Consider the following 21,211-nt stretch of genomic DNA (forward strand, 5'->3'; position numbering starts at 1 on the left):
TCTCCATCACATTAAGCGTCACAGCGTTAATGAGCTGAATATGATCCGATAAAACGCCATAGCATAAGCCGCGGCCTTATTGCTAAGACGGCCATGAGCTACAGAAAAATATGGGCTAACAGAATTACACTATGGGGGGGCGGTAAGCGGCTTGTTGCTCGGGTGGGAAGTAATGGTGAGCTAAGTTCTTTGGCGCATCAGACACAGGCAGCGATGGCACACTAATCACTTGCGACAATAGGGTCGCATGACCACCGTGGCACTGGCAATCTAGGCAGAGGTCGAAAGTTTGGGTCTCGGTTTTGCTGATCTGATGTTGATGGTGAGCCGTGGGTTGATGCTTGTCTAGCTCAGGTGAATCGAACGCACATTGGCAATCGACACATTGGGATAGGCTGATCACCTGGGCAGTAAACTGCAGATGGGGGTGGTTTTCACTCTCCTCCTGATGATCCCCTAAGTGCAACTGATGCACGCCAAAGTTAGCCACTGCAAACTGCAGCGCCACGATAGCGATCATCATTAATGCGATCTTTTGGATAACGAGGTGGAAGAAACGACTCACAGACACCCTTAAAAAATAAAGCTAAAAAATCAAATGAATAGCTATTTGACAGGCATTGTAATGATTTGTTCAACGCTGACAATACCTCACATAACTAAAGTATTGTCGGCGTCACATTTGCTATGGATAACGCTGTATTAAGCGATTATTTAAAGACGCAGTGCTTGGCGTAATCGGCAGCTTCATTAGCGGTCCAATCGCCTTTGGGCTTATCTTCCATCTGCTTACACCATTTTTCGCTACCCACTTCTGGCGCGCAGCCTGACAATAGTGTCAACGTAAACAGCGCTAATGTTGCGCACTTAAGGACTGGAGATTTAATGGCTAACATAGGATTTCCTTCAATATTCGCTATAACGCTGTGTTGCGCTCGGGCTTATTTCCAACAGCCAGTGTAGCCTAAATTGTTTATTGGGTTAATGGGCAACTTAATTTGGCTGTTATCCATTCAATAGCCAATGGCTTTTGCTCGAGCGGATACCACGCGACCTCGCCTTGCATAAATGGCCCCATTAGACGCACGGCATTACCAAACCAATCAGGGCCGCCCACTAAAACTAGCGCATCGAACCTAGGTAGTTGAACCTCACCGACACCTGATAATGACTGGCTCTCCCAGCCTTCGAGCAGTACGTCGGCTTCGATATACAGACAGACTTTACCTGACTCGGCTTGGTATTTTTCAATGATGGGGGCGATTAACTGGCAATAATCTTTTGTCGATAACCGACCGCTAGCAAATAAACTGATCACCCCATTGGTGATATCAGCGATTTGACATAACATATTGGGACTCCGCGACGGTGCAAGAATGAGTTGACCATTTTGCCTTATTTGGTCAGTGCAATGATACCTGTCTATATCAAATAATCACCATTAAAGAGCCTGCATGATAAAAATCAGCAATCGAATTGAACTACAAGACCATGAACTTGAGTGGCAATTTATCCGCTCCAGTGGCGCTGGAGGCCAACATCTCAATAAAGTCTCTACCGCTGCCCAGCTTATTTTCGATATTCACCAATCCTCGCTCCCCGAACTGTATCAGCAACGCTTACTGGCTAAAGCTGATCATCGTATTACCAAAAGCGGCAAAATCATCATTAAGTGTCAAGCCAGCCGCAGCCAAGATGCTAATCGTCAAACCGCACTGGAACAATTTATCAGCTTGGTCGCCAGCGTTGGACATACCGCTAAAAAGCGTATCGCCACCAAGCCCACCAAAGGCAGCCAGAAACGGCGTATCGAGGCCAAAAAACAGCGCGGTGCCACCAAGGCCCTGCGCCAAGAGAAGCCTCGAGATTAAGCGTACGCTTGCCGTTGACGGCGCTTTACCAAGTCACAATGTGATCGCAAATCGCTTCGAGTAGGTAGGGATCGTGGGAGATCACCAACACGCCTAAGTTGCGCTTATTTGCCGTAGCTAATAAGTGCTGCCAAAACTCGGCTTGGGTGATGGTATCCAGATGCGCCGTTACCTCATCACAGATAATAAACTGCGTGGTGGGCACTAATGCCCGGATCAAATTAAAACGTTGTAGCTGACCACCGGATAACTGATTTGGCCGTCTTGTTAACCAAGAAGGCTCCAGACCATAATCCTTAAGCAGTGGCAGGTAATCGTCACATTGCCAGCTCTCATCTAACGCGGTTTTAAGGGTTAATCTGGGATTAAACGCAAACTCCCCCTGCTGGATAAGCCACTGCACCGGATTAGGTTTACCCCGCGCGCGCCTTGGCAATGAGTGCAGCTCAGCTTGCATAGGTATTATCCCCGCAAGCATGCTCGCTAAAGTGGATTTGCCCACACCACTGGGGCCTGATACCCCCACTATTTCGCCGCGCTTAAGCTCGATGTCTGGAAATGTGATTAACTGCTCGCCTCGGCGCACATAGCCTTTATGCAACCGCAACACGTTCTGACTCCCAATGTTCTGGCAGTGCCGTCCAAAAGCGGTGCGTATACTCATCACACGCCCCTGCACGAATATGCGCTGCTGTGGTCATTTCCACGGCGCGCCCATCGCGCAGCACTAACACTCTGTCGGCAATAGGCAATAATTGCCTCAAATTATGACTAATCACCATGACGCCCAGTTGTTCATCGCGAGCAAGCATCGCTAAATGTTGATATATCGCCTTTGCCGCTTCGACGTCGAGTCCGCAGCAGGGCTCATCGGCAATCATAATCTCGCTCGATTGCCAGCAAGCCTGCGCCATTAAGGCGCGCTTTGCCATACCGCCAGAGAGCTGGTGCCGATAACGCTCAGTAATATTGCCGCTAAGCTTAAAATAGTGTCGACGCGTCGAGGCACGTTTGCCTAATCGCTGCGATGCATAACGCAATTGTGACCCGATTAATCGCAACGGATCTAACACAGAGGCCGACTGCGCCGCCAATGCGCGCCGAAAACCTTGCTGACTGGTAACCTTGCCACCTAATTTAAAGCCGGGCGGAACCTGCCCCATCAACGCCTGTGCCAATAAACTTTTACCGCTACCGCTGGCGCCTATCACGCCAAGCACCTCACCTTGCTTGAGCGAAAAGCTTAACGGCGACAATAGAGAGACAGCATCGGATTGAATACTAAGCCCTTCGACAGTTAACATTTAACCACTCCTTCAAGGTGAGTTTGCGGCCCCTGACGTAAACCGAGCAGCAGACGCTGCGCAACATAAGACAAGAGCAGCAAGCAACTGAGTAAGAGTAAACCAGGGCACAGGGCAAACCACCAATGTCCGGTTAACGCATATTGCGATGCCTGAGCTAACAAGGCGCCCATGGATGGCGAGTCAGGATTAAGACCAAAACCTAAAAAGGTCAACGCCGCCATATGGGTAAGCGCATGAGGAAACAGCAGCAAGCCGCCTATCCACCACTGAGGCAAGATATGCGGCAACATGTGACGCCGTAATCTTTGCCAAGGTGAAGTACCAAACTGTTTCGCTAACTGATAATAGGGGGCAGACTGCACCTGTTTCATTTCAAAACGTAGTAATCGCGTGAGTTTAGGCCAGTGACTTAATGCAACCGCCACCACTAAGCCGAACTCTGCACCGCCAAAGGCTAACGATAAGAGAATTAACAGCAAGAGGTGGGGGAGTGACATAAACAGATCCACCAGCAGATCGACCATCCACGCGGCGGAGCGATGTAACATGGCAAGCATCGCCATCATCAACGACAACACACTGCTCAGCAATACCGCAAGCCCGCCCACATACAGGCTCTGCGCCAGCGCCTGTTGACTGCGACTAAACAGATCTCTGCCGAGCCAGTCGGTGCCAAACAGATGTTGTAGTGAAGGCGCTTGATATTTATTGAGTAAATCGAGCTCTGCCCCCTGCCAAGGCCAGAGTAAGGCCAGCCCAACTAACCCACATAGTAAGGCAAGCGCAGCCATAAAACTGGGCTGACGCAGTAGATCACGCATCCCCAGCCTCCTGAATAAAGTAGCGTGATAACACAGTGGCAATAAGGTTACCGCTAAAGACCATCAATGCCGAAATTAAGGTGCAGCCCATGAGTAAGTCGGTGTCACTGGCTAAACCTGCCTTCACAATACTGGCGCCTAATCCGGGAAAACTAAACACAGTTTCGGCGATCAGCGAGCCACCAAACAGCTCTGCAAAGGTCGCAAATTGCAACACGATTGCCGGTAATAGACTGTTACGGATCACATGAAAGCGCACCACCTTAAACAGGCTATCCCCATGCGCCAGAGAATACTGCACATAATCAGACTGCAGCACGTCAATCACCTTCTCTCGGGTGTGCAACACTATTGGCGCCATGCTCACCACCGTCAGGGTAGCGACAGGCAATAGCAGATGATGCAACATACTGAGCACAGATTGCTCAGAAAAAGTCATACCAATTGGCGCGGCGCAGCACACGGGGGTGAGCTGTAAGGCAATTGAAAATAGGCTGATAAACAGCATGGCTAACCAAAAAGAGGGCATGCATACCATCAACCATGAAAACCGCTGCACCGCCTTATCGAGCCAACTGTCTTGATAAATACCCGCCAGTAACCCCAGCAGATAACCGAGCACCAATGATCCTACCCAGCTAAGACCAATGAGCAGTAGCGATAGGGGTAAATGGGTGGCGATAACGCTTGATACGGGCTGCTGATAAAGGGTAGAAAAGCCGAGATCGCCTCGCGCTAACCCAGATAACCAATGCAGTAGACGCTGCCCCACACTTTGATCCAGTGACAACTGCTGGGCGAGCAAGGCCTTTTGTGGCTCAGAAATGCCAAAGACATTGCCACCTAAATAGGCGTTCAGCGGATCTATCGGTGTCCAACTCAGCAGAAAATAGGCCAGTAACACCACCAAAATCAGCAGTAATACCAGCCGTAAACCAGCACTTAAGATGGCATAGCTATGGGTGGGCATCAATTGGGACATTGCCAGCGCCAATGCTCGATATTATTGGCTAATGGCCAACCGTGACCATGGGCCTCAATTCCGGGCGAATCCAGATCAAGACAGACATTGGCCGCATAAAGATGTTTAAGGTTAACCAGCCAAGTCCAAGGTTTATCTTGGGCAATGAATTGCTGCGCGCTTTGCCAATACGGCAATGAGGCTTGCCACGAAAGTGCATGCTGGGCCTCATCTAATGCGTTATCCACTTCAGGATTGCTGTAATAGCCTGAATTAAAATAGCCTTGGCCTCGATATTGACTGTGATGCACGCCCCTCACTTCGGTTGCCGAGTGGCTTCCAAAACCAAATAACACCGGCTGTTGATGCATCTGTTTATAGATGGCCTCCCAACTTTTACCGATGGGAGTGATTTGGATGCCTAGCGGTTTGACCATTTGCGCTACCGCCAAGGCTAATTGTTGGCGCACGGTGTCGCCTGCCAAATAATAAAGCGTCATCGACGCCTTAACGCCATCGCGCTGACGTATACCACCTTGTAATTGCCATCCACTTTTATCAAGCAGTGCAATGGCTGCCTCGCGATCAACTTGAGGTTCATGGGCTTGATCAACTGGCCCCCAAGGCAATCCATCGGCAATCGAATAAGCCGGTGTTGCATGACCCTCTAGCAGTTGCTCAACTAACACCTGACGATCAATGACTAAGTCGATAGCGGTGCGGATCGCCAGATCTGAGCTAACATCATTACCTATGTTATTGCCCTGCTTAGGCAGCATAGGCCAAGCAATGCCGCGGTTATCGACACTGTCGATACGCCATAGCCGATATGTCGGCGGGAGTAACTGCGCATAGCGCGGTGCTATCGCGCTAAGGTCTAACTGACCGACGCGCAGCCGAGAGTAGCGGCTATCTTCATCACTAAAAATGACCACCACTTTTTTAAATTGTAGCTTTTGGCCGTAATAATATGGATTGGGGACCATGATGAGCTGTTGATTACGATCCCAGCGAACAAACTTGAGCGGCCCCGAGCCAACAGGTGCTAAGCCATATCGCGGACCATAACTTGCTTTAGGCACAATCGCTAAACTGACAAAGTTATCGATAAAAGTGATGTCGGCCTGCTGCAGGTGAAACCTGAGCTCTCCATCTGATACCACCTCAACCTTCTCTAGATTAGTGAGATCGTGTATTGAGGCAATGTGCTTGGCAGTATCGAAGGTAAACTCAATATCTTCAGCCGTAAGCTTTGTGCCATCGCTAAAGCTAACCCCTTTTCGTAGCGAGACTTGCCAGGTTAAGCGATCGGCTGATAAGGTTCACGAAGTTGCCAAGTCGCCCACCAGCTCAAGTTGTTTATTGCGCCGCAACAGTGTCGACTGAAATAGCGGCCGGTTATATTTACCCCAGCCTAAGATAGGATCGAACCCCGCGTCGGGCTCGGCCCCTAAGGCGAGTGTCAATACCCTGTCAGTGGCAGCCACTTCCCTATCCGCCGCTGCCACTGAGAGGCAAGCGAAACAACCACACAACAGCAGCAAGATTAACCGTCTCATAAACATTCAGCCCAAGCGCGTAACACTATTAAAATATTCGTCATACTAACGGGTGCTTGCCTAAAAATCAGCCTAAAAACAGATCTTTAATACTATCGTTGACTTAGATCAATTTTATATTTTTGCATCCTTTTTATATCTGTAGGATACTCACAGTAATTAAGCTTTATAGAATTTAACTTATGCCTAACGACACGATCCGCTTTACCGTTTCCATGCCAAAATCTCAATTTGAAGAGATTGAAGAAGATCAATTAGAGCGCGGATATCTTTCTCGTTCTGAATATATAAGAGATCTATTTCGCGATAGGCTGGTTGATAAACAGTGGAATAACAGCAAAGAAGATGTGGTGGGCGTGCTCACGCTGGTATTTGATCATCACCAAAGAGGACTAACTGAAAAACTGCTTGAGATACAGCACAATAATTTAATTCATGTTTTATGTAGTACTCATGTTCATATTGACCACCATAACTGCCTAGAAACCATTATTATTAAAGGGCAAGCCAGTGAACTCAATAGCATAGTGAATCGAATCGCTGTGCTTAAAGGCGTCAAGGTGGCACGCTTAAGCCGCACGGGTATCGTTTAACCCGCCTTATATTTAAGCCTAAAGTATTACATTCCCATTAATACCTTAGCCATCTTTAAATGGCTAAGTATGACTAATACAAGCCACCTTTAATGCACATCGACCAAGCTTATCCAGTGGTAACCACTATAATTCATCAAGCATATTCAAGCCTGATATCAATCCCTTTTCACTCATTAATAAATGATTCAGCCATTTAATTAAGTACATTATATTGCCTGCGATATTCACACAGCACGAGTAATACTTTTATAATATTTTTCATACTATCGCCGATATAATTGATCTGGCTCGCAAAATTATTCCCACTCAAACATATAGCACACCGTTAGCTTAGGTCACAAAAACATAACCGCGTACCCAAAAGGAATGAGTAATGTATTTGAAAACATGGGGATTAGCTTTAACGTTATTAGCTGTAAACAACGCCGCTTTCGCTAATGATATCGAAAAAATCACCGTTCACGGTGTGCAATATCAAGATGACGGCACCTACCAAAATGTTACCCTGGGTAGCGATGTCACCATTATCAGTAGTGAGATGATCCAAGCCGCTGGGGCGGTCGATATCAACAAGGTCCTCAGCCAGTTTGTACCGGGTTTATTCGCTAACGGCCGAGCGGGTCGCCATACCGATACCGACTATGCATTGCAAGGCAGTCGCCCGCAAGACATCCTCTGGTTACTTGACGGTAATCGACTCAACACTGGCTGATGATGAAATTTAAATTGCGGCGACAAAATAGCGCTAAATTATGCTAACTTGCAGTTATCTATTAAAAATGAGCATCTGCGCGCCGCGCTGCAGCTCACTCCTAAAGGTATGTTGCATGAGTAGTCAGGCGAAAATATTGTTAGTCAATGGCCCTAATCTAAACCTGTTAGGTCGTCGAGAACCCGGCCATTATGGTCATCACACTTTAAGCCAGATTGTCGAACAGTTGACCCAAATGGCCCAAGCGGAAGCGGTGCAACTGCAACATATTCAATCCAATGCCGAACATGAACTGATCGATGCCATTCATGCCAGCGATGCCCAGTTCATTATTATCAATCCGGCGGCCTTTACCCACACCAGTGTCGCACTTAGAGACGCACTACTGGGAGTGGCTATCCCCTTTATCGAGGTGCACCTGTCGAATGTGCATGCCCGCGAACCGTTTCGACATCACTCCTACTTTTCAGATAAAGCCGTTGGGGTGATCTGTGGCTTGGGTGAAATGGGTTATCAATTTGCACTGCGCTCGGCCATCAGCCGTATCAAAGCAGCTCACTAATGCTCAAGAGACAAGCATATGGATATTCGTAAAATTAAAAAACTGATAGCCCTGGTGCAAGCCTCTGATATCTCGGAGCTGGAAATTAAAAATGCCGAGGAGTCGATTCGTATCTGCCGCGATCTGAGCTACACCAAGACCGTAGCGGCCAAAGCATTTGGCCAAACCACCGACGACACAGAAGATAAAACCAACCCAGAGTCGACTAAGCCACTCGACTATGCCGAGGAAGATCTGCTGGTGTCTCCTATGGTGGGCACCTTCTATTTATCGCCTTCGCCAGACGCCAAGGCTTTAGTCAAAGTGGGGCAAAGGGTCGAGCAAGGTGATGCCGTCTGCATTATTGAGGCAATGAAAATGATGAACCAAATACAAGCCCAACACGCTGGCGTAGTGAAGGCGATTTTATGCAACAGCGGTGACGCCGTTGAGTTTGATCAACCCTTAATGGTTATCGAGTAAGCTCTGCCATGGCAGCATCGCGCCCGTTTAACAAAGTGCTTATCGCCAATCGCGGCGAAATCGCCGTAAGGATCATCCGCGCCTGCCAACAGCTGGGCATCGCCACAGTGAGCGTTCACTCACGCGCCGACAAAGACGCCTTGCATGTCACCCTTGCCGATGAAAGCCTGTGTATTGGCGCCGCACCATCGAGCCAAAGTTATCTAAACAGCCAAGCAATACTGGCCGCTGCCGCACTCACCCATGCCGATGCTATCCATCCTGGTTATGGCTTCTTATCCGAAAGCGCCACCTTTGCCGAGCAAGTAACCGCCAGTGGTTTTGTGTTTATCGGCCCACGCAGTGACACTATCCGCCTAATGGGGGATAAGGTCAGCGCCATTGCCGCCATGAAAGCGGCAGGATTACCGACTATTCCCGGCTCTGATGGCCTGCTGGGCGATGATGCGTCCGCCAATTTGGCTCTGGCCGACGCTATCGGCTATCCGGTTATGGTCAAAGCTACCGCCGGTGGTGGCGGAAAAGGGATGCGCATCGTTAACGATGCCAGCGCGCTGCTAAGCACCATAGCCTTAACTCAAGGTGAGGCCGAAGCCACGTTTGGCAATGCCGGCGTCTATCTAGAGAAATACTTAAGCCAGCCGCGCCATATCGAGGTGCAAGTCATATGCGATAAGCAGGGCAATGCGCTGTCTTTAGGCGAACGTGACTGCTCGATGCAACGTGCCCAGCAAAAGGTGATAGAGGAAGCGCCGGCATTAGGATTAACCGATGAGCAGCGCGATACTATCGGTCAACGCTGTATCAAGGCTTGCCAAGCCATAGGCTATGAGGGCGTTGGCACCATAGAGTTTCTTTACCAAGAGGGTGAGTTTTTCTTTATGGAGATGAATACCCGCTTGCAGGTAGAACATACGGTAACAGAGATGGTGACTCATCTCGACTTGGTCGCCGAGCAGCTGCGTATCGCCGCAGATCAGCCTCTTGGCATGCGCCAAGCACAAATACAATGCCATGGTCATGCTATTGAGTGTCGTATTAACGCCGAAGACCCTGTTAACTTTACCCCATCACCAGGCACCATCACAGCACTCACCCTTCCCGGCGGCCTTGGGGTTCGCTGGGACTCGCATCTTTATCAAGGTTACCAGGTGCCGCCCTATTACGATGCTATGATAGGTAAGCTCATCACTTGGGGTAGCTCACGCAACTGCGCCATTGCCCGTATGCGCGTTGCCTTAAATGAACTGGTTATCCAAGGGATTAACACTAATATCCCCTTGCTCAAGCGGATACTGGCCGACGATGGCTTTGTCCAAGGCGCGCAGCCCATCGATTATTTAGAGCACTCACTGCTGCCCAATTTAGCGGACAAATAATCTAGCCTCATAGGTGCATGGTGAGCAGCGGTTCGCTCCGATTATCCCCAACCATAATTCTCCACCCAACCATAATCACGCCGTTTGATTAAGGTACTGCTCAATATCCACCGTATCGATTTGACTCGGGTCGAGAAATTTATTCGCGTAGTCAAGGTAAACACCACTGGTTAAAAACAACTCAAACAGATCTCTGTCGACATGGTCATCCAAGACCATTTTATGCAAAATATCGATGGCCACACTAATGGGCTTGGCTTTTTTATAGGGTCTATCGGCGGCCGTTAAGGCTTCAAAAATATCGGCTAACACCAAAATACGCTCTGGGGTCGATAGCTGCTCAGCCGTCAACTTACGCGGATACCCAGTGCCTTTAAGTGTTTCGTGGTGAGTCGAAGCATAACGCGGCACCCGCGCTAGCTCGGGAGGAAAAGGTAAACTTTCTAGCATCTTAATGGTGCTAGTAATATGTTCATTAATCTTAAAGCGATCTTCAGCGGTTAAGGTGCCTCGAGAAATGGCTAAGTTGTACAGCTCACCTTGGTTATACAGATGCTCTGGAATCGTCATCTTAATGCCAAACTTTTTATCGAAATGCACCGGAAAATCTCGGCGAATAATATGCTGAGGTTTATCACTTAATAGCGACTCTGTCACAGGTAGCACTTCTGGCGACTTGGGATAATTGAGCTCTTCAATGGGCGACAGCCCCAGCCTGTCGTCGAAATGACGCACCCAAGTGATTTTAGCCAATTGCTGTAATCTATCGATATGGGCTTGCTCCATAAACTCGCCCCCCACATTAGCATTGGCGATAAACTCAAAATCTTGGCTAAGTGTTTGCCATTTTCGCGCTAACTCTGCTTGCAGTTGCTCGCTCTGCTCAGGTTGTTGTGCAAGCTGTTGGTGATAAGTTATTTGGGCGTCACGCCACAGCACTTCAAAGCGCATGCGCACCTCGTGAATACGGTTATAGATCACCTCTAACTTACTGCCTTTATCGACAATATGCTCTGGTGTGGTGATCTTGCCGCAGTCATGTAACCAGGCTGCCATTCTAAACTCGGTGTGCTCATCTTCATTGTTAAATTCGAATGTTTTAAAAGGGGGTAACTGTGACGCGGCGGCCTGTTCGGCTAGCATCAAGCCAAGCTCAGGTACACGGTTACAGTGTCCGGCGGTATAGGGGGATTTATCATCAATGGCTTGGGCGATAAGCTTAATAAAGGATTCCATTAAGCGCTTTTGATTCTGCTCGTGCTGCCTAATCGAATCAGACATATCTACCATTGAATCGGCCAGCTCATCAATTTCGACGATATAACTATCAACCTTAGCGACTTCACTGTATTGGCGATTTTTTACTTTAAGGTTTTCAAGCGCTAACTGTTTAATCGGATTAATGATCGGTGAGGCAAATAACCAAGATAATGGCAGCACTAACAACATGCATATGCCAGTGATCATAATCGACTTTTTCACCCGTTCTTGACTGGTCGATAGCAATACCAGCTTAGGTACCACGATGGCAAAATATTCCGTTTCGGTGCGACTGTTATGCATGGGAGCCACATAGACATACCTGTCCTCACCTGCGATTGTATAAAGCTTAAGCTGTTGGTGTTCATCATAATTGTTAGCAATATCAATTAATATTTTGTAAGGCACTGCCGCCTGTACCAAGGGCGATAACGCCTGTGGTCCGTCACCAAACCATTTTTGTTGTAATGCACTATCTTGCTCAGATGTGATGTTTGCCAAGGCTAAATTGATAATTTCCAGTAATGCTTCGTCACTTGGGTGAATCACAATACTTAAGCTAGGATCCACCCTCGCAGGGGTAAATGCGAGTTGTTCATGAAATTGCACGTTATCAATAAAAAAAAGTTTAGCGGTATAGTGCAGCACCACACTGTTATCTAATGCGGCAAACACCTCCCCTTGGGTGACAGCCTGTAAAATCGCTCGAGTTGAGTCATATTCAACTACCTCAATTTGTGGAAAATAACGCTGAATAATGGGGATAACTGACCAACCACGGGGAATAGCGAGCCTACGTCCCTCGAGCTGACGAATGTGGCTAATCGCTTGCTGTTCAGGCAAAGTGACAACCGCAAAAGGTAAGGGCAAAAAGGGTTGACTAAATAAGCCTAAGCCTTGATTTTCTGAGCTGTTTAATACCGAATGTAATAAATCAAGTTTGCCTTGTTTAAATTGTTCTGCCAGTTCGGTTCAGCTAACCCCATTACTGTATTCAATCCGCAGCCCCGTCATTTGTGCCACCAAATTAAGCAGATCTATGCTGTATCCTTGAGGCTCTCCGGCAATCGCAAAGTCTATCGGTGGCCAATCAATTTCATTCGATGCCGTTAATGTTGGGGTTCGTGCAACGAGCGCTTTTTGCTCATCTGTGAGCATTAATGGTGGCCCTACTGGTAGCTTAAATTCGCGCTTAGCAACTTGATTGGAGGCGATAAGCTCGCCACTGGCTTTATACACAAACACCTCTTGCTCTTTATCTAGGCCATGGCTCTGGCCTTGTAGCACAAGGTGCTCCTCTAGGCTAGATAAGGCAATGTCGACCCCCAATACGGTACCATTAGGTAATTTAATAGAGTAAGTGAGTCCCGGTGCTTGTAGTGTCTGAAATAGATACGGCTCAGTTTTATGTACCTCCTCATCAGTTGCATTGATATACCAAGGGCGATTGGTCGCATCATAGTCACTGACGTCGGTATGGCTGACTCTAAGATTAAACTCGGCATCGAAATAAGCTACCTCACGCAACCTTTTGCCATCGCTATGGGCTTCAATTTTAATTAAGGCCCAACGATCTAAGTGACTCGCATTTAGCTGCTCACGCACAATATGATGCGCATTAAGATTGATTAGTTCGTACAGATTGCCGTTTTCTAGCCCAATGTAGATAGCGCAAATAAAGGGCGAGGTTTGCATCACTTGAGAAAACACGCTTAATGCTTGAGGGGATAAACCTTCCTCGGCCTGTAACGGCGAAAAACGCGACAACAGTTTAGTACTATTGATTGCCTGACTATCCAGATAGGCTAAATGATCACTCGTGCTACTGGCACTTTGGTTATAAAGTTTAAGCGCCGATTCGTTAGCTAGACGTTCACTAAAATAGTATTGCAATCCTATCGCAATCAAGGCGGTACATAGGGTGGCGATGACAAAGATACTCACTACGGTGACACGTATGGTAAACCGATAAGGTTTAGTGCCCTGCTCTGCCATGAGCGAATCCTTTTTCTAAGGGGGGAGGGAATGCGGTTATAGACTCCAAATAGTATAACAACTAACTAACAAGTCAATGAGTTATCTATCTAATACACTTTCCATTAAACCCAGTGCTTCATGGGGTAATACCATAAAGAAAACAAGCATTAAGAGAGATTATGACAACAGGAGTTAGCAGCATCACCCCTGCGAATTCAGCAGAGATACAACCGATGAAACAGCGAAGATGAAAACAGTCTGGCCTTGATATTAACGCTAGGCAGAGCGCCAATTAAAGCTAGGGAGAAGTGCAGGGCTAGGCAAAGTCTTTTAATGAGTCACAACGTCACCAACCCGAGGAGTAGACCTCAGGTTGGCACGTGCGGGGATCAGGCGTTTTTAACGTCATTTAACTGCGATTTACTGCGAGCAATTTTGATTAAATGGTAAATATTAATGCACGCAACGAAGGCGTTCATACCTGCAACTGGCCATGCAGAGATGTAAGTGCCGTAGATCACGAACAGCGAACAGCCAGCAAAGTTAAGCGTTCTTAGCCAAACGATGTCTTTCATCATTAAGGATATTGCCACCATTAATGACGCAGAATAGCCAATTAATTCAATTGTGTTTGAAACTTCCATAAGGCACCTTCTTAAGACCCTATACCATCCGTAAGCGAACTGGGGGATCCATGCCCCTAAAGCAAGTTAAATTAACGTTATCAATTACTGCAGCTATATTAGCAAAACCATTCCCAATGTGTAATAAAAATACGTTATTTAATGAGGTTGGTCATGTTTTTAGTATATTTTGCCACCAATGATAGAAACATTACACCAACTGGCATGAAAGCTGGTTTTATCGACAATAGCGTGATTGATAACGCTTTTCTTTTTAAGAATCCCTTATATACTGGCTGGTACTAATATCTTGCTGATTTATCCAAGCAAAATGCCTTTCTACAGGAGTATGACTTATGGAATACAACACCTCAGAACTTTGTGACACTTACATTGATATGGTTGATGTCGTCGAACCCATGTTCAGTAATTACGGTGGTTGTAGCTCTTTTGGCGGTTCAATTAGCACCATCAAATGCTTCGAAGACAATGGCTTAATCGCAGAAGTACTGCAACAAGATGGCGAAGGTAAAGTGTTGCTGGTTGATGGTGGTGGTTCATTACGCCGTGCACTACTCGATGCTTCAATTGCAGAAATTGCGGTCGCCAATAACTGGGAAGGCATTGTTATTTACGGTTCGGTGCGTGATGTTGATGCGCTGGAAGATCTCGATATCGGCATTCAGGCCATAGCCTCTATCCCTGTTGGCGCCGATGGTCATGGTGTGGGTGAGCTCGAAGTGCCGGTTAACTTTGGTGGCGTGACCTTCTTACCAGCCGATCACCTGTATGCAGACAACACGGGGATTATTTTGTCGCCAGAGCCATTAGATATCGATTAAGCCTCAGCTTGCCAGACAAACTCCAATTACAGCCATAGCAAGGCTGCGTATTGAATATCGGCGCCCGCCACATTAAGTGAAAGTGGCGTAAGCGCAGGTAGCATAAGTTACGTAAGCAAAAGTCACATAAGTAAAAGTCACGTACGCTAACCTAACTGCACAGATGCTAAGCATAAAAAGGATGATGCCCTACAGGGTCATCATCCTTTTTTAATTTAACGATTAAATACTTAGTCACAACCACAATTTGGGCTAACGCGATAAGTTAACCCAAGTAACATCGCCCATTAACTAATATAGCTTTGTCCTGCATAGACCACGAAATGCCGCAAAGCCAACACCCCCAGAATCGTGCTGCAAGATACGGTAATTAAAAATGCCTTACTGTGTCGCCACGCCTTAGGGGCGAAGGTGCTGGCAAGCACGGGCACACCCAGCCCTAAACCGACTACCCCAACCCAAAAGACGCTTGCCCAAGTCCCAGTGGTGATTGCCGCCGTCGCCGCCTGCGCGGCAGGACCGGAAAAGTTAAGCCCGACAAACAGTAGCACTAAACAAAGTGCCTCATTAAACGCCACGGGATACTCGATACGGTGCACCTGCTCGATACAGTCAGACTCTTTCTTACTGAAAAACAGCGTGGCCACCAAGATATTACCAGCCGAACCGACCGAGAGCGCCGAAGCTAAGAACAGCGCTGGTAACACGGCGGTGTTGAGGATCGGATAGCTGATCATCGCCGACAGCAAAAATCCGGTGTAGACCCCGACACCGAGTGCCAGCGCAAAAATCAGCTTATTCAAACTGCCTTCAACCTGACGGCAGACCGACAAGATGCCCGCTAACCAAGGAGCGTAGTGCAGCACCTGCTTTTCAAACACTAACGCGGCAAACACAAACACCAAAGGAATGTAAATCAGCAGGGCGATAACCCCCCATGCCATCACAGACGTTAAGTTGTAATTGAGTAAGATATGATAAAACTCAAACGGTTTAGTCAAATCCAGCACCAATAACGCCATGCCCAAACAGATAGCCACAGGCCCTATCACCGCCGCGGCCTTAATCACAGGCAAGCCATCAGTGGGTAGCCCTCGGCTCTGCTTGTACCATTTAAGCCCTATCGCCACCAACATAGAACCTGCCGATAAGCCTGCCATAAACAGGTAGACCGCGATTATCCAGTTCCAGACGACTGGATCATATTGCTCCATGGAGCCCCAAATATTGTTCATGCTTTAATCCCCCCTTTACGGCTAGGAATGCGATAGACCCTTGGCTCTGTGCCAAGATTCACCTTTTGCTGATAATGCGGCTTAGTGTCTAACACCTTGCGAACCTCTGAGTTCAGATCATTGGCATCGCCAAACACTAAGGCTTGGGTTGGGCAAACACTGACACAGGCAGGGTCTTCACCACGAGCAAGGCGCGTCTCCTTACAAAAATCACACTTGTCTGGCACCCGAGTTTCCGGATTAATAAAGCGCACCTTGTAGGGGCAAGCGGCAACACAATAGAGGCAGCCGACACACTTGTTTTCATTTATCGAGACAATGCCATCGGCGTTAACGTAGGCCGCGCCCGTAGGACACACCTTGACGCATGGCGCGTTTTCACACTGCTCACAAGAGACGCGATTGTATTTAAAATGCAGGTGAGGAAAGTTACCGTAAGGCCCCTCGATGCGCACCTGAAGCCGGGTCACCGACTCAGGCACATTATTTTCACTGCGGCAGGCCACATTACAGGCTTGGCAGCCAATGCACTTATTTTCATCGTGCACAAGAACATAACGTTTAGTCATAATGAACTCCGATTACAGCTTGGCAATTTTGACCCCGGTGGTATGCAAATTCATACCTGTAACCGGAGAAGTAACGTGAGGAAGTAGGTTGCCACAATGCACACCTTTACCTGTGGCGCGGGCCAGTTCTTTGTTTTTAGAACCACAGCCCATATAGGCAAACACGGTATCGGGACGAATACCCGGCGTGACCAAGGCATGACCCTCTTCGCTACCGGTCGCGTTATAGATGCGAATCGCGTCACCGTTGGCAATGTTCAATAAGCCCGCAGTGATGGGATGGATCCATACCGCATTATCCGACATTAGATTAGCCAGCATAGGGACATTTTGCGTCGCCGCATTGGTATGCACCGCAACTTTACCTTGGATGAAAAACAGCTCGTCGGCCTTCTTCATGGTCACTTCGCGGTAGCGGATAACGCCCCGCCCCGGCGCCATTTGCTCCACTTTATCTGAGCTCAGTTCAATCTTGCCAGACGGGGTTTTAAAGCTTAGCTGGCTGGCATAAGTGCCATCATCATCGACCGCTTTAGCATTGGGGTAGGTGTCGGTAAAGGTCTTGACCATCTCCCGCTCACGCAGCATCAAGGGCTTACCATAGCTGACCCAACCATCACGTTTAATGGTATTGAGCAGCGCAGCATCTTTATCGACTTGAAACAGCTGCAAGGTTTCCATGTTATCCCAAGGGAAGTACTGCCCTTGCCCGAGTTGATTGGCTAACTCTTTCCAAATCATCCAGCTGGGTTTAGTGTCGCCTATGGTGTCGACTACACGTTGACGCACATAGTAAGCGGGGTTTTTACCCGACTTATCGACAATCTCCTCATCACGCTCAAGGTAGGTCGATTCAGGCAGGAAGATATCGGCATAAGCGGCGCTTTCACTGATGTAGATATCGCAGGCGACGATAAAATCGAGCTTTTGCATGGTCTCAACAATGCGTGCTCTGTCTGTCATGGTCTGCATCGGATTGGTACGGCTCATTACCCAGCCATGCAACTGATAAGGCTTGGCCTCTAATGTGGCATCTAAAATCGTTTGGTAAATCCCCCCCGATGACCACAACAAGGCATATTGTTCATCGACCATATCGATACGCTTGGCATCGATTGAGGGCATCCCCTCTACCCCAGGTTTCGCTAAGGTCGGCGCTACTTTTTCACCAGCAAACTTATTGTACTTAGAGGCTTTCTTACCAAAATAAAGCCCCCCTTTACGCTCGATGTTACCAATTAACACGTTGGCGGCATAAAGGGCGCGGCGCATCTCAAACTCTTCGGTGGTAAATGAAGAGCGGTGGCCAAAGTCCACCACGGCATGAGGGGCTGCGGCGGCGTATTCGTGAGTGATACGGCGAATATCTTCAGCGGGCACATCACTGACCGATTCGGCCCATTCAGGCGTGTAGGCTTTAACTTCTTGCGCAAACGCGTCGAAACCAGCAACGTACTGGGCGACAAAAGCCTTATCATACAGATCGTCTTCGATAAGGGTGTGGCAAATCGCCAACGCTACCGCAACGTCGGTGCCAGGTTTAATGGCGTACCACTCATCGGCTTTATCGGCCACAATCGAGAAGCGAGGCTCAAACACCACCAGCTTAGCGCCCTTCTCCATTTGTGCATTCATCATGCCCCGCGTTTCAGACATATTGATGCCTTCATACAGGTTATGACCAAAGTTAATGATGTATTTAGAGTTACTTAAATCACGTTTGACTTTGCCACCAAAAATCGCCTTGGCAGCCACCACATAACCGGCCGGACACGTAGAGGCATGAGTAAAGGTGTTTGGGCTACCGAAAGCCTTAGCCAGATGGAAAAGGTGACCCGAAAGTGAGCCAGATTTAGAGGAAAATGCCACCGATTCGGCGCCGTGCTGGGCTTTTATCTTATTGAGATTTTCGGCAATGATGGCATAAGCTTCATCCCATTCAATTTCGGCCCATTTGCCTTCGCCGCGCTCACCTACCCGCTTGAGCGGTTTAACGATACGTTGCTTGTCGTACAGCTGACTGTGGCCTGCGCCGCCACGCGCACAAACTGCGCCACCAAAGGATTTGGCTTTCTTGTTGCCCAATATGGAGACGTTTTTACCATTCACGACTCGCGCCGAAATGGGGCATCTTGTCGAGCACATCTCACAGATACTGGCGACCGATTCTGCACTGCCGCTTAACCCCGTTTGCCCTAGCGCTGCTAATGAGCCCGGCAAAGTCGCAAATACGCAACCTGCGGTCCCAGCACCAGCCCCTTTAATAAAGGTACGCCGATCAAGTTTCATGATTTCTCTCCCAATTAACAATGATACCGACAGACGTAAGCTGGTATCTCATCCCGATTAATTGCGCGGGAGAACACCATCAAATGTCACTCGGTTTTCACCATTGTTACCAAGGGAGGAAGGGTTGCACATTGTGGTATACCACATATCGGTCCACTGACAGGTCAGTTTGTGATCGACTTCATGGTCGATAATGTCACCAACACACAGCGCTGATTTTGTATAGTGTGGTAAACCACATATCGAATAGCACCTGTGCAGCCAATAGACACAAAAACAATATAAAACAATATAAAACAATCAATTAATATGATTTCGTTTTATCTAAAACAGATGAATCACTGACCGTTAAATCTGCACCGCTTGTTGGCACCCTCTACGCTTTAGCGCAATTTTAGCCACGCATCCGCTGTGGCCGTCGTCGCGATTTTCTAGTGTGAAGCCGCCGTTATGCTCTTTTATCACCTCATTACAGATGGCTAATCCCAAGCCTAATCCTTCAGGTTTGGTGGTAAAGAACGTTGCCATCACGGTGGCGGCATTTTGCGCCAGTCCAGGGCCATTGTCGGTCACTAGCACATCCACTTGATGTTCATGAAATTGCAGCTTAATCATGATGTGGCCCCGCTCAGTCTGATCTGGGCGCTCGGCAATGGCATCGATACTGTTTTTAATCAGGTTAATCAATACTTGCAGCAGACCGACGCGATCAGCGCTAATAAAAAACGGCTCACCGCTGATCTCTTTGACCACCTCGATATCGCGGCGCATCAACTCTAAACGCAGCAGTGATAGGCTCTCATCCACCAGAGTGAGAATATTCACATCATCCATTACCGCCTCTTTGCGCTTGAGTAGACCCCGGATCCTGTGCACCACTTCTCCCGCACGGGTCGACTGCTTATGAATTTTTTGCAGCAAGTCTATGGTGGCTTCCGCCTCCGTCAATTGCCCGCCTTGCATGCGCATGATACCGCCCTCGCTATAACTGGTGATGGCGGCAATAGGCTGGTTGATCTCATGAGCCAGCCCCGCGCCAATTTCGCCAATCATAGAGGCGCTTTGCAGCCGCTCTAACGCAATAGCTTGCTGCTTTAATTGCCGCTCTGTGCTGACCAATGACTCACTTTTTTGGTGAAAGCGGTACTCGATCCACAAGTGATATACCGTCGCCACTAAAAAAATGACCACAGCTAAGATGCCCCAATGGCGATTTTCATTGAGCCAAGTTTGCAGGGCGTTTAAACGGCTTTTTTCCTGCGAGATCACATGTAAGTCACCATACAGTTGGATAACGGCTAGCTGACTAATGGGCGACGTCCAGCCCATGAGTTGGCCGCTAACGGCGGCCGGATGATCGGCAGGCAATGCCATTAATGCCTGACTAATTTGTTGGCTAAGATTAATGTCGACACTTTCATTGGCCGCAAACGACCAGTTAGGATAGAGCTTAGTGCTGCACTGGCAGTCATACCCTTCGGGGCGACTCGGGTTAAGCACTCTAAAATCGGCAGGATTTAACAAGCCGCGCGCCACCATATCCTCAAGCGTACACAAGGGGGTAATGGCGGCATCGACATGACCGTCTCTCACTTGATACAACAAGGGATCGAGCGGAAAGCCAACAAACTTAACTTGGCCAAAATAGTGGTCAGCATCCATGCCCAATTTATGCATTAATCCCGCGGTCGCCTGATAACCGCCTAATGCATGGGGATCGCTGGCTGCAATGATTTTATCTTTTAAATCATACAAGGTGCGGTAATCACTTTCAGCTTTCACCACGATGGCCGAGCCGATAGCCGTGGTGCTACCGTTATGCCGCCGAGAACGCATGGTGGCTAACCAAGACAGCGGATACTGGTTCGACAGATACAGATATTGCCCCGGGTTGGTGATAATAAACTGGATCTGCCCTAGCTCCATAGCAAGATTTAAGGCTTCAAAATTACCCGGAAATACATGAAATTGCGTGCCGGGTACCTGTTGATTTAAATAGGTCATCATGGGCGTCCAGCGCTCCATGGCTTGTTGATGCCCCCAGTTAGCCAACACGCCGACATATAGCTGTTGCGGCTGGGCAAAAACACGGGCTGAACAACAAAATAAACTACTCAATAAACAACACACAGCCAATGCATGCAATAGATATTTATACACCCAATGCTCCTCAATCGATACGCTTA

The 21,211-nt window shown here is 48.2% G+C and carries 22 protein-coding genes and 1 pseudogene; 7 read left to right on the top strand and 16 right to left on the bottom strand.

Annotation, left to right across the window (positions count from 1 at the left end):
- Positions 1-124 precede the first annotated feature (124 nt).
- The 3 genes from AC0VXX_RS15340 to AC0VXX_RS15350 all read right to left on the bottom strand — a co-directional run bounded on the left by AC0VXX_RS15340 (position 125) and on the right by AC0VXX_RS15350 (position 1,351).
- Positions 125-520, bottom strand: a complete 396-nt coding sequence (locus AC0VXX_RS15340) for a hypothetical protein (protein WP_475517051.1) — start codon at positions 518-520, stop codon at positions 125-127.
- Between the two features lie 190 nt (positions 521-710).
- On the bottom strand, positions 711-896 hold the full coding sequence (locus AC0VXX_RS15345; RefSeq protein WP_475514970.1) for a DUF3012 domain-containing protein: 186 nt from the start codon (positions 894-896) through the stop codon (positions 711-713).
- Between the two features lie 77 nt (positions 897-973).
- Positions 974-1,351, bottom strand: coding sequence for a SpoIIAA family protein (locus AC0VXX_RS15350; RefSeq protein WP_110457071.1), 378 nt, complete (start codon positions 1,349-1,351; stop codon positions 974-976).
- Positions 1,352-1,454: 103 nt separating this feature from the next.
- Here AC0VXX_RS15350 and arfB point away from each other — a divergent pair, with 103 nt between their 5' ends.
- Entirely contained in the window at positions 1,455-1,871 is a 417-nt protein-coding gene (gene arfB, locus AC0VXX_RS15355; protein ID WP_475514971.1) for an alternative ribosome rescue aminoacyl-tRNA hydrolase ArfB, read from the top strand.
- Between the two features lie 25 nt (positions 1,872-1,896).
- Here arfB and AC0VXX_RS15360 read toward each other — a convergent pair whose 3' ends face one another.
- The 6 genes and pseudogenes from AC0VXX_RS15360 to AC0VXX_RS15385 form a co-directional block, all read right to left on the bottom strand.
- Positions 1,897-2,481, bottom strand: coding sequence for an ATP-binding cassette domain-containing protein (locus tag AC0VXX_RS15360; protein ID WP_475514972.1), 585 nt, complete (start codon positions 2,479-2,481; stop codon positions 1,897-1,899).
- Positions 2,465-3,175, bottom strand: coding sequence for an ATP-binding cassette domain-containing protein (locus AC0VXX_RS15365; RefSeq protein WP_475514973.1), 711 nt, complete (start codon positions 3,173-3,175; stop codon positions 2,465-2,467). Before AC0VXX_RS15365 ends, AC0VXX_RS15360 begins: the two co-directional genes overlap by 17 nt.
- Complete coding sequence (locus tag AC0VXX_RS15370) at positions 3,169-3,999, bottom strand: ABC transporter permease (RefSeq protein WP_475514974.1); 831 nt, start codon at positions 3,997-3,999, stop codon at positions 3,169-3,171. The genes AC0VXX_RS15365 and AC0VXX_RS15370 overlap by 7 nt, the downstream gene beginning before the upstream one ends.
- Positions 3,992-4,981 carry an ABC transporter permease gene (locus tag AC0VXX_RS15375; RefSeq protein WP_475514975.1) on the bottom strand — a complete coding sequence of 330 codons (990 nt, stop codon included), beginning with the start codon at positions 4,979-4,981 and terminating at the stop codon, positions 3,992-3,994. Before AC0VXX_RS15375 ends, AC0VXX_RS15370 begins: the two co-directional genes overlap by 8 nt.
- Positions 4,969-6,267 (bottom strand): annotated as a pseudogene (locus AC0VXX_RS15380) (ABC transporter substrate-binding protein); the annotation flags it as partial. The pseudogene AC0VXX_RS15380 and the gene AC0VXX_RS15375, both read right to left, overlap by 13 nt.
- Before the next feature lie 15 nt (positions 6,268-6,282).
- Complete coding sequence (locus AC0VXX_RS15385) at positions 6,283-6,519, bottom strand: hypothetical protein (protein WP_475514976.1); 237 nt, start codon at positions 6,517-6,519, stop codon at positions 6,283-6,285.
- A gap of 182 nt (positions 6,520-6,701) precedes the next feature.
- Between AC0VXX_RS15385 and nikR the strand changes: the two genes are divergently transcribed.
- The 5 genes from nikR (at position 6,702) to accC (ending at position 10,230) form a co-directional block, all read left to right on the top strand.
- Positions 6,702-7,112: a nickel-responsive transcriptional regulator NikR gene (nikR, locus tag AC0VXX_RS15390; protein ID WP_475514977.1), complete on the top strand. Its 411-nt coding sequence runs from the start codon at positions 6,702-6,704 to the stop codon at positions 7,110-7,112.
- 376 nt (positions 7,113-7,488) lie between these two features.
- Entirely contained in the window at positions 7,489-7,827 is a 339-nt protein-coding gene (locus AC0VXX_RS15395) for a TonB-dependent receptor plug domain-containing protein (protein ID WP_475514978.1), read from the top strand.
- A gap of 115 nt (positions 7,828-7,942) precedes the next feature.
- Complete coding sequence (gene aroQ, locus AC0VXX_RS15400) at positions 7,943-8,389, top strand: type II 3-dehydroquinate dehydratase (protein WP_475514979.1); 447 nt, start codon at positions 7,943-7,945, stop codon at positions 8,387-8,389.
- Positions 8,390-8,407: 18 nt separating this feature from the next.
- Entirely contained in the window at positions 8,408-8,851 is a 444-nt protein-coding gene (gene accB, locus AC0VXX_RS15405; protein WP_475514980.1) for an acetyl-CoA carboxylase biotin carboxyl carrier protein, read from the top strand.
- Positions 8,852-8,859: 8 nt separating this feature from the next.
- On the top strand, positions 8,860-10,230 hold the full coding sequence (gene accC, locus AC0VXX_RS15410) for an acetyl-CoA carboxylase biotin carboxylase subunit (RefSeq protein ID WP_475514981.1): 1,371 nt from the start codon (positions 8,860-8,862) through the stop codon (positions 10,228-10,230).
- A 75-nt stretch (positions 10,231-10,305) separates the two neighbouring features.
- Here the strand turns inward: accC and AC0VXX_RS15415 are convergent, their stop codons facing one another.
- From AC0VXX_RS15415 to AC0VXX_RS15425, 3 genes are all read right to left on the bottom strand, one after another.
- Complete coding sequence (locus AC0VXX_RS15415) at positions 10,306-12,333, bottom strand: HD domain-containing phosphohydrolase (protein WP_475514982.1); 2,028 nt, start codon at positions 12,331-12,333, stop codon at positions 10,306-10,308.
- A gap of 129 nt (positions 12,334-12,462) precedes the next feature.
- Complete coding sequence (locus tag AC0VXX_RS15420) at positions 12,463-13,485, bottom strand: PDC sensor domain-containing protein (RefSeq protein ID WP_475514983.1); 1,023 nt, start codon at positions 13,483-13,485, stop codon at positions 12,463-12,465.
- A 371-nt stretch (positions 13,486-13,856) separates the two neighbouring features.
- Positions 13,857-14,111, bottom strand: coding sequence for a YgjV family protein (locus AC0VXX_RS15425; RefSeq protein WP_475514984.1), 255 nt, complete (start codon positions 14,109-14,111; stop codon positions 13,857-13,859).
- Between the two features lie 335 nt (positions 14,112-14,446).
- On the opposite strand from AC0VXX_RS15425, the gene rraA reads away from it, so the two are divergent.
- Positions 14,447-14,932: a ribonuclease E activity regulator RraA gene (gene rraA, locus AC0VXX_RS15430; RefSeq protein WP_110457059.1), complete on the top strand. Its 486-nt coding sequence runs from the start codon at positions 14,447-14,449 to the stop codon at positions 14,930-14,932.
- 287 nt (positions 14,933-15,219) lie between these two features.
- Here the strand turns inward: rraA and nrfD are convergent, their stop codons facing one another.
- The 4 genes from nrfD to AC0VXX_RS15450 form a co-directional block, all read right to left on the bottom strand.
- Positions 15,220-16,167 carry an NrfD/PsrC family molybdoenzyme membrane anchor subunit gene (nrfD, locus tag AC0VXX_RS15435; protein WP_475514985.1) on the bottom strand — a complete coding sequence of 316 codons (948 nt, stop codon included), beginning with the start codon at positions 16,165-16,167 and terminating at the stop codon, positions 15,220-15,222.
- Positions 16,164-16,736 carry a 4Fe-4S dicluster domain-containing protein gene (locus AC0VXX_RS15440; RefSeq protein ID WP_110457057.1) on the bottom strand — a complete coding sequence of 191 codons (573 nt, stop codon included), beginning with the start codon at positions 16,734-16,736 and terminating at the stop codon, positions 16,164-16,166. The genes nrfD and AC0VXX_RS15440 overlap by 4 nt, the downstream gene beginning before the upstream one ends.
- Positions 16,737-16,748: 12 nt before the next feature.
- A complete protein-coding gene (gene phsA, locus AC0VXX_RS15445; RefSeq protein ID WP_475514986.1) occupies positions 16,749-19,025 on the bottom strand; it encodes a thiosulfate reductase PhsA in 2,277 nt (758 codons plus the stop codon).
- A gap of 348 nt (positions 19,026-19,373) precedes the next feature.
- Complete coding sequence (locus AC0VXX_RS15450) at positions 19,374-21,185, bottom strand: sensor histidine kinase (RefSeq protein WP_475514987.1); 1,812 nt, start codon at positions 21,183-21,185, stop codon at positions 19,374-19,376.
- Positions 21,186-21,211 lie beyond the last annotated feature (26 nt).

The organism is Shewanella sp. QJM3NY_23 (assembly GCF_056173105.1).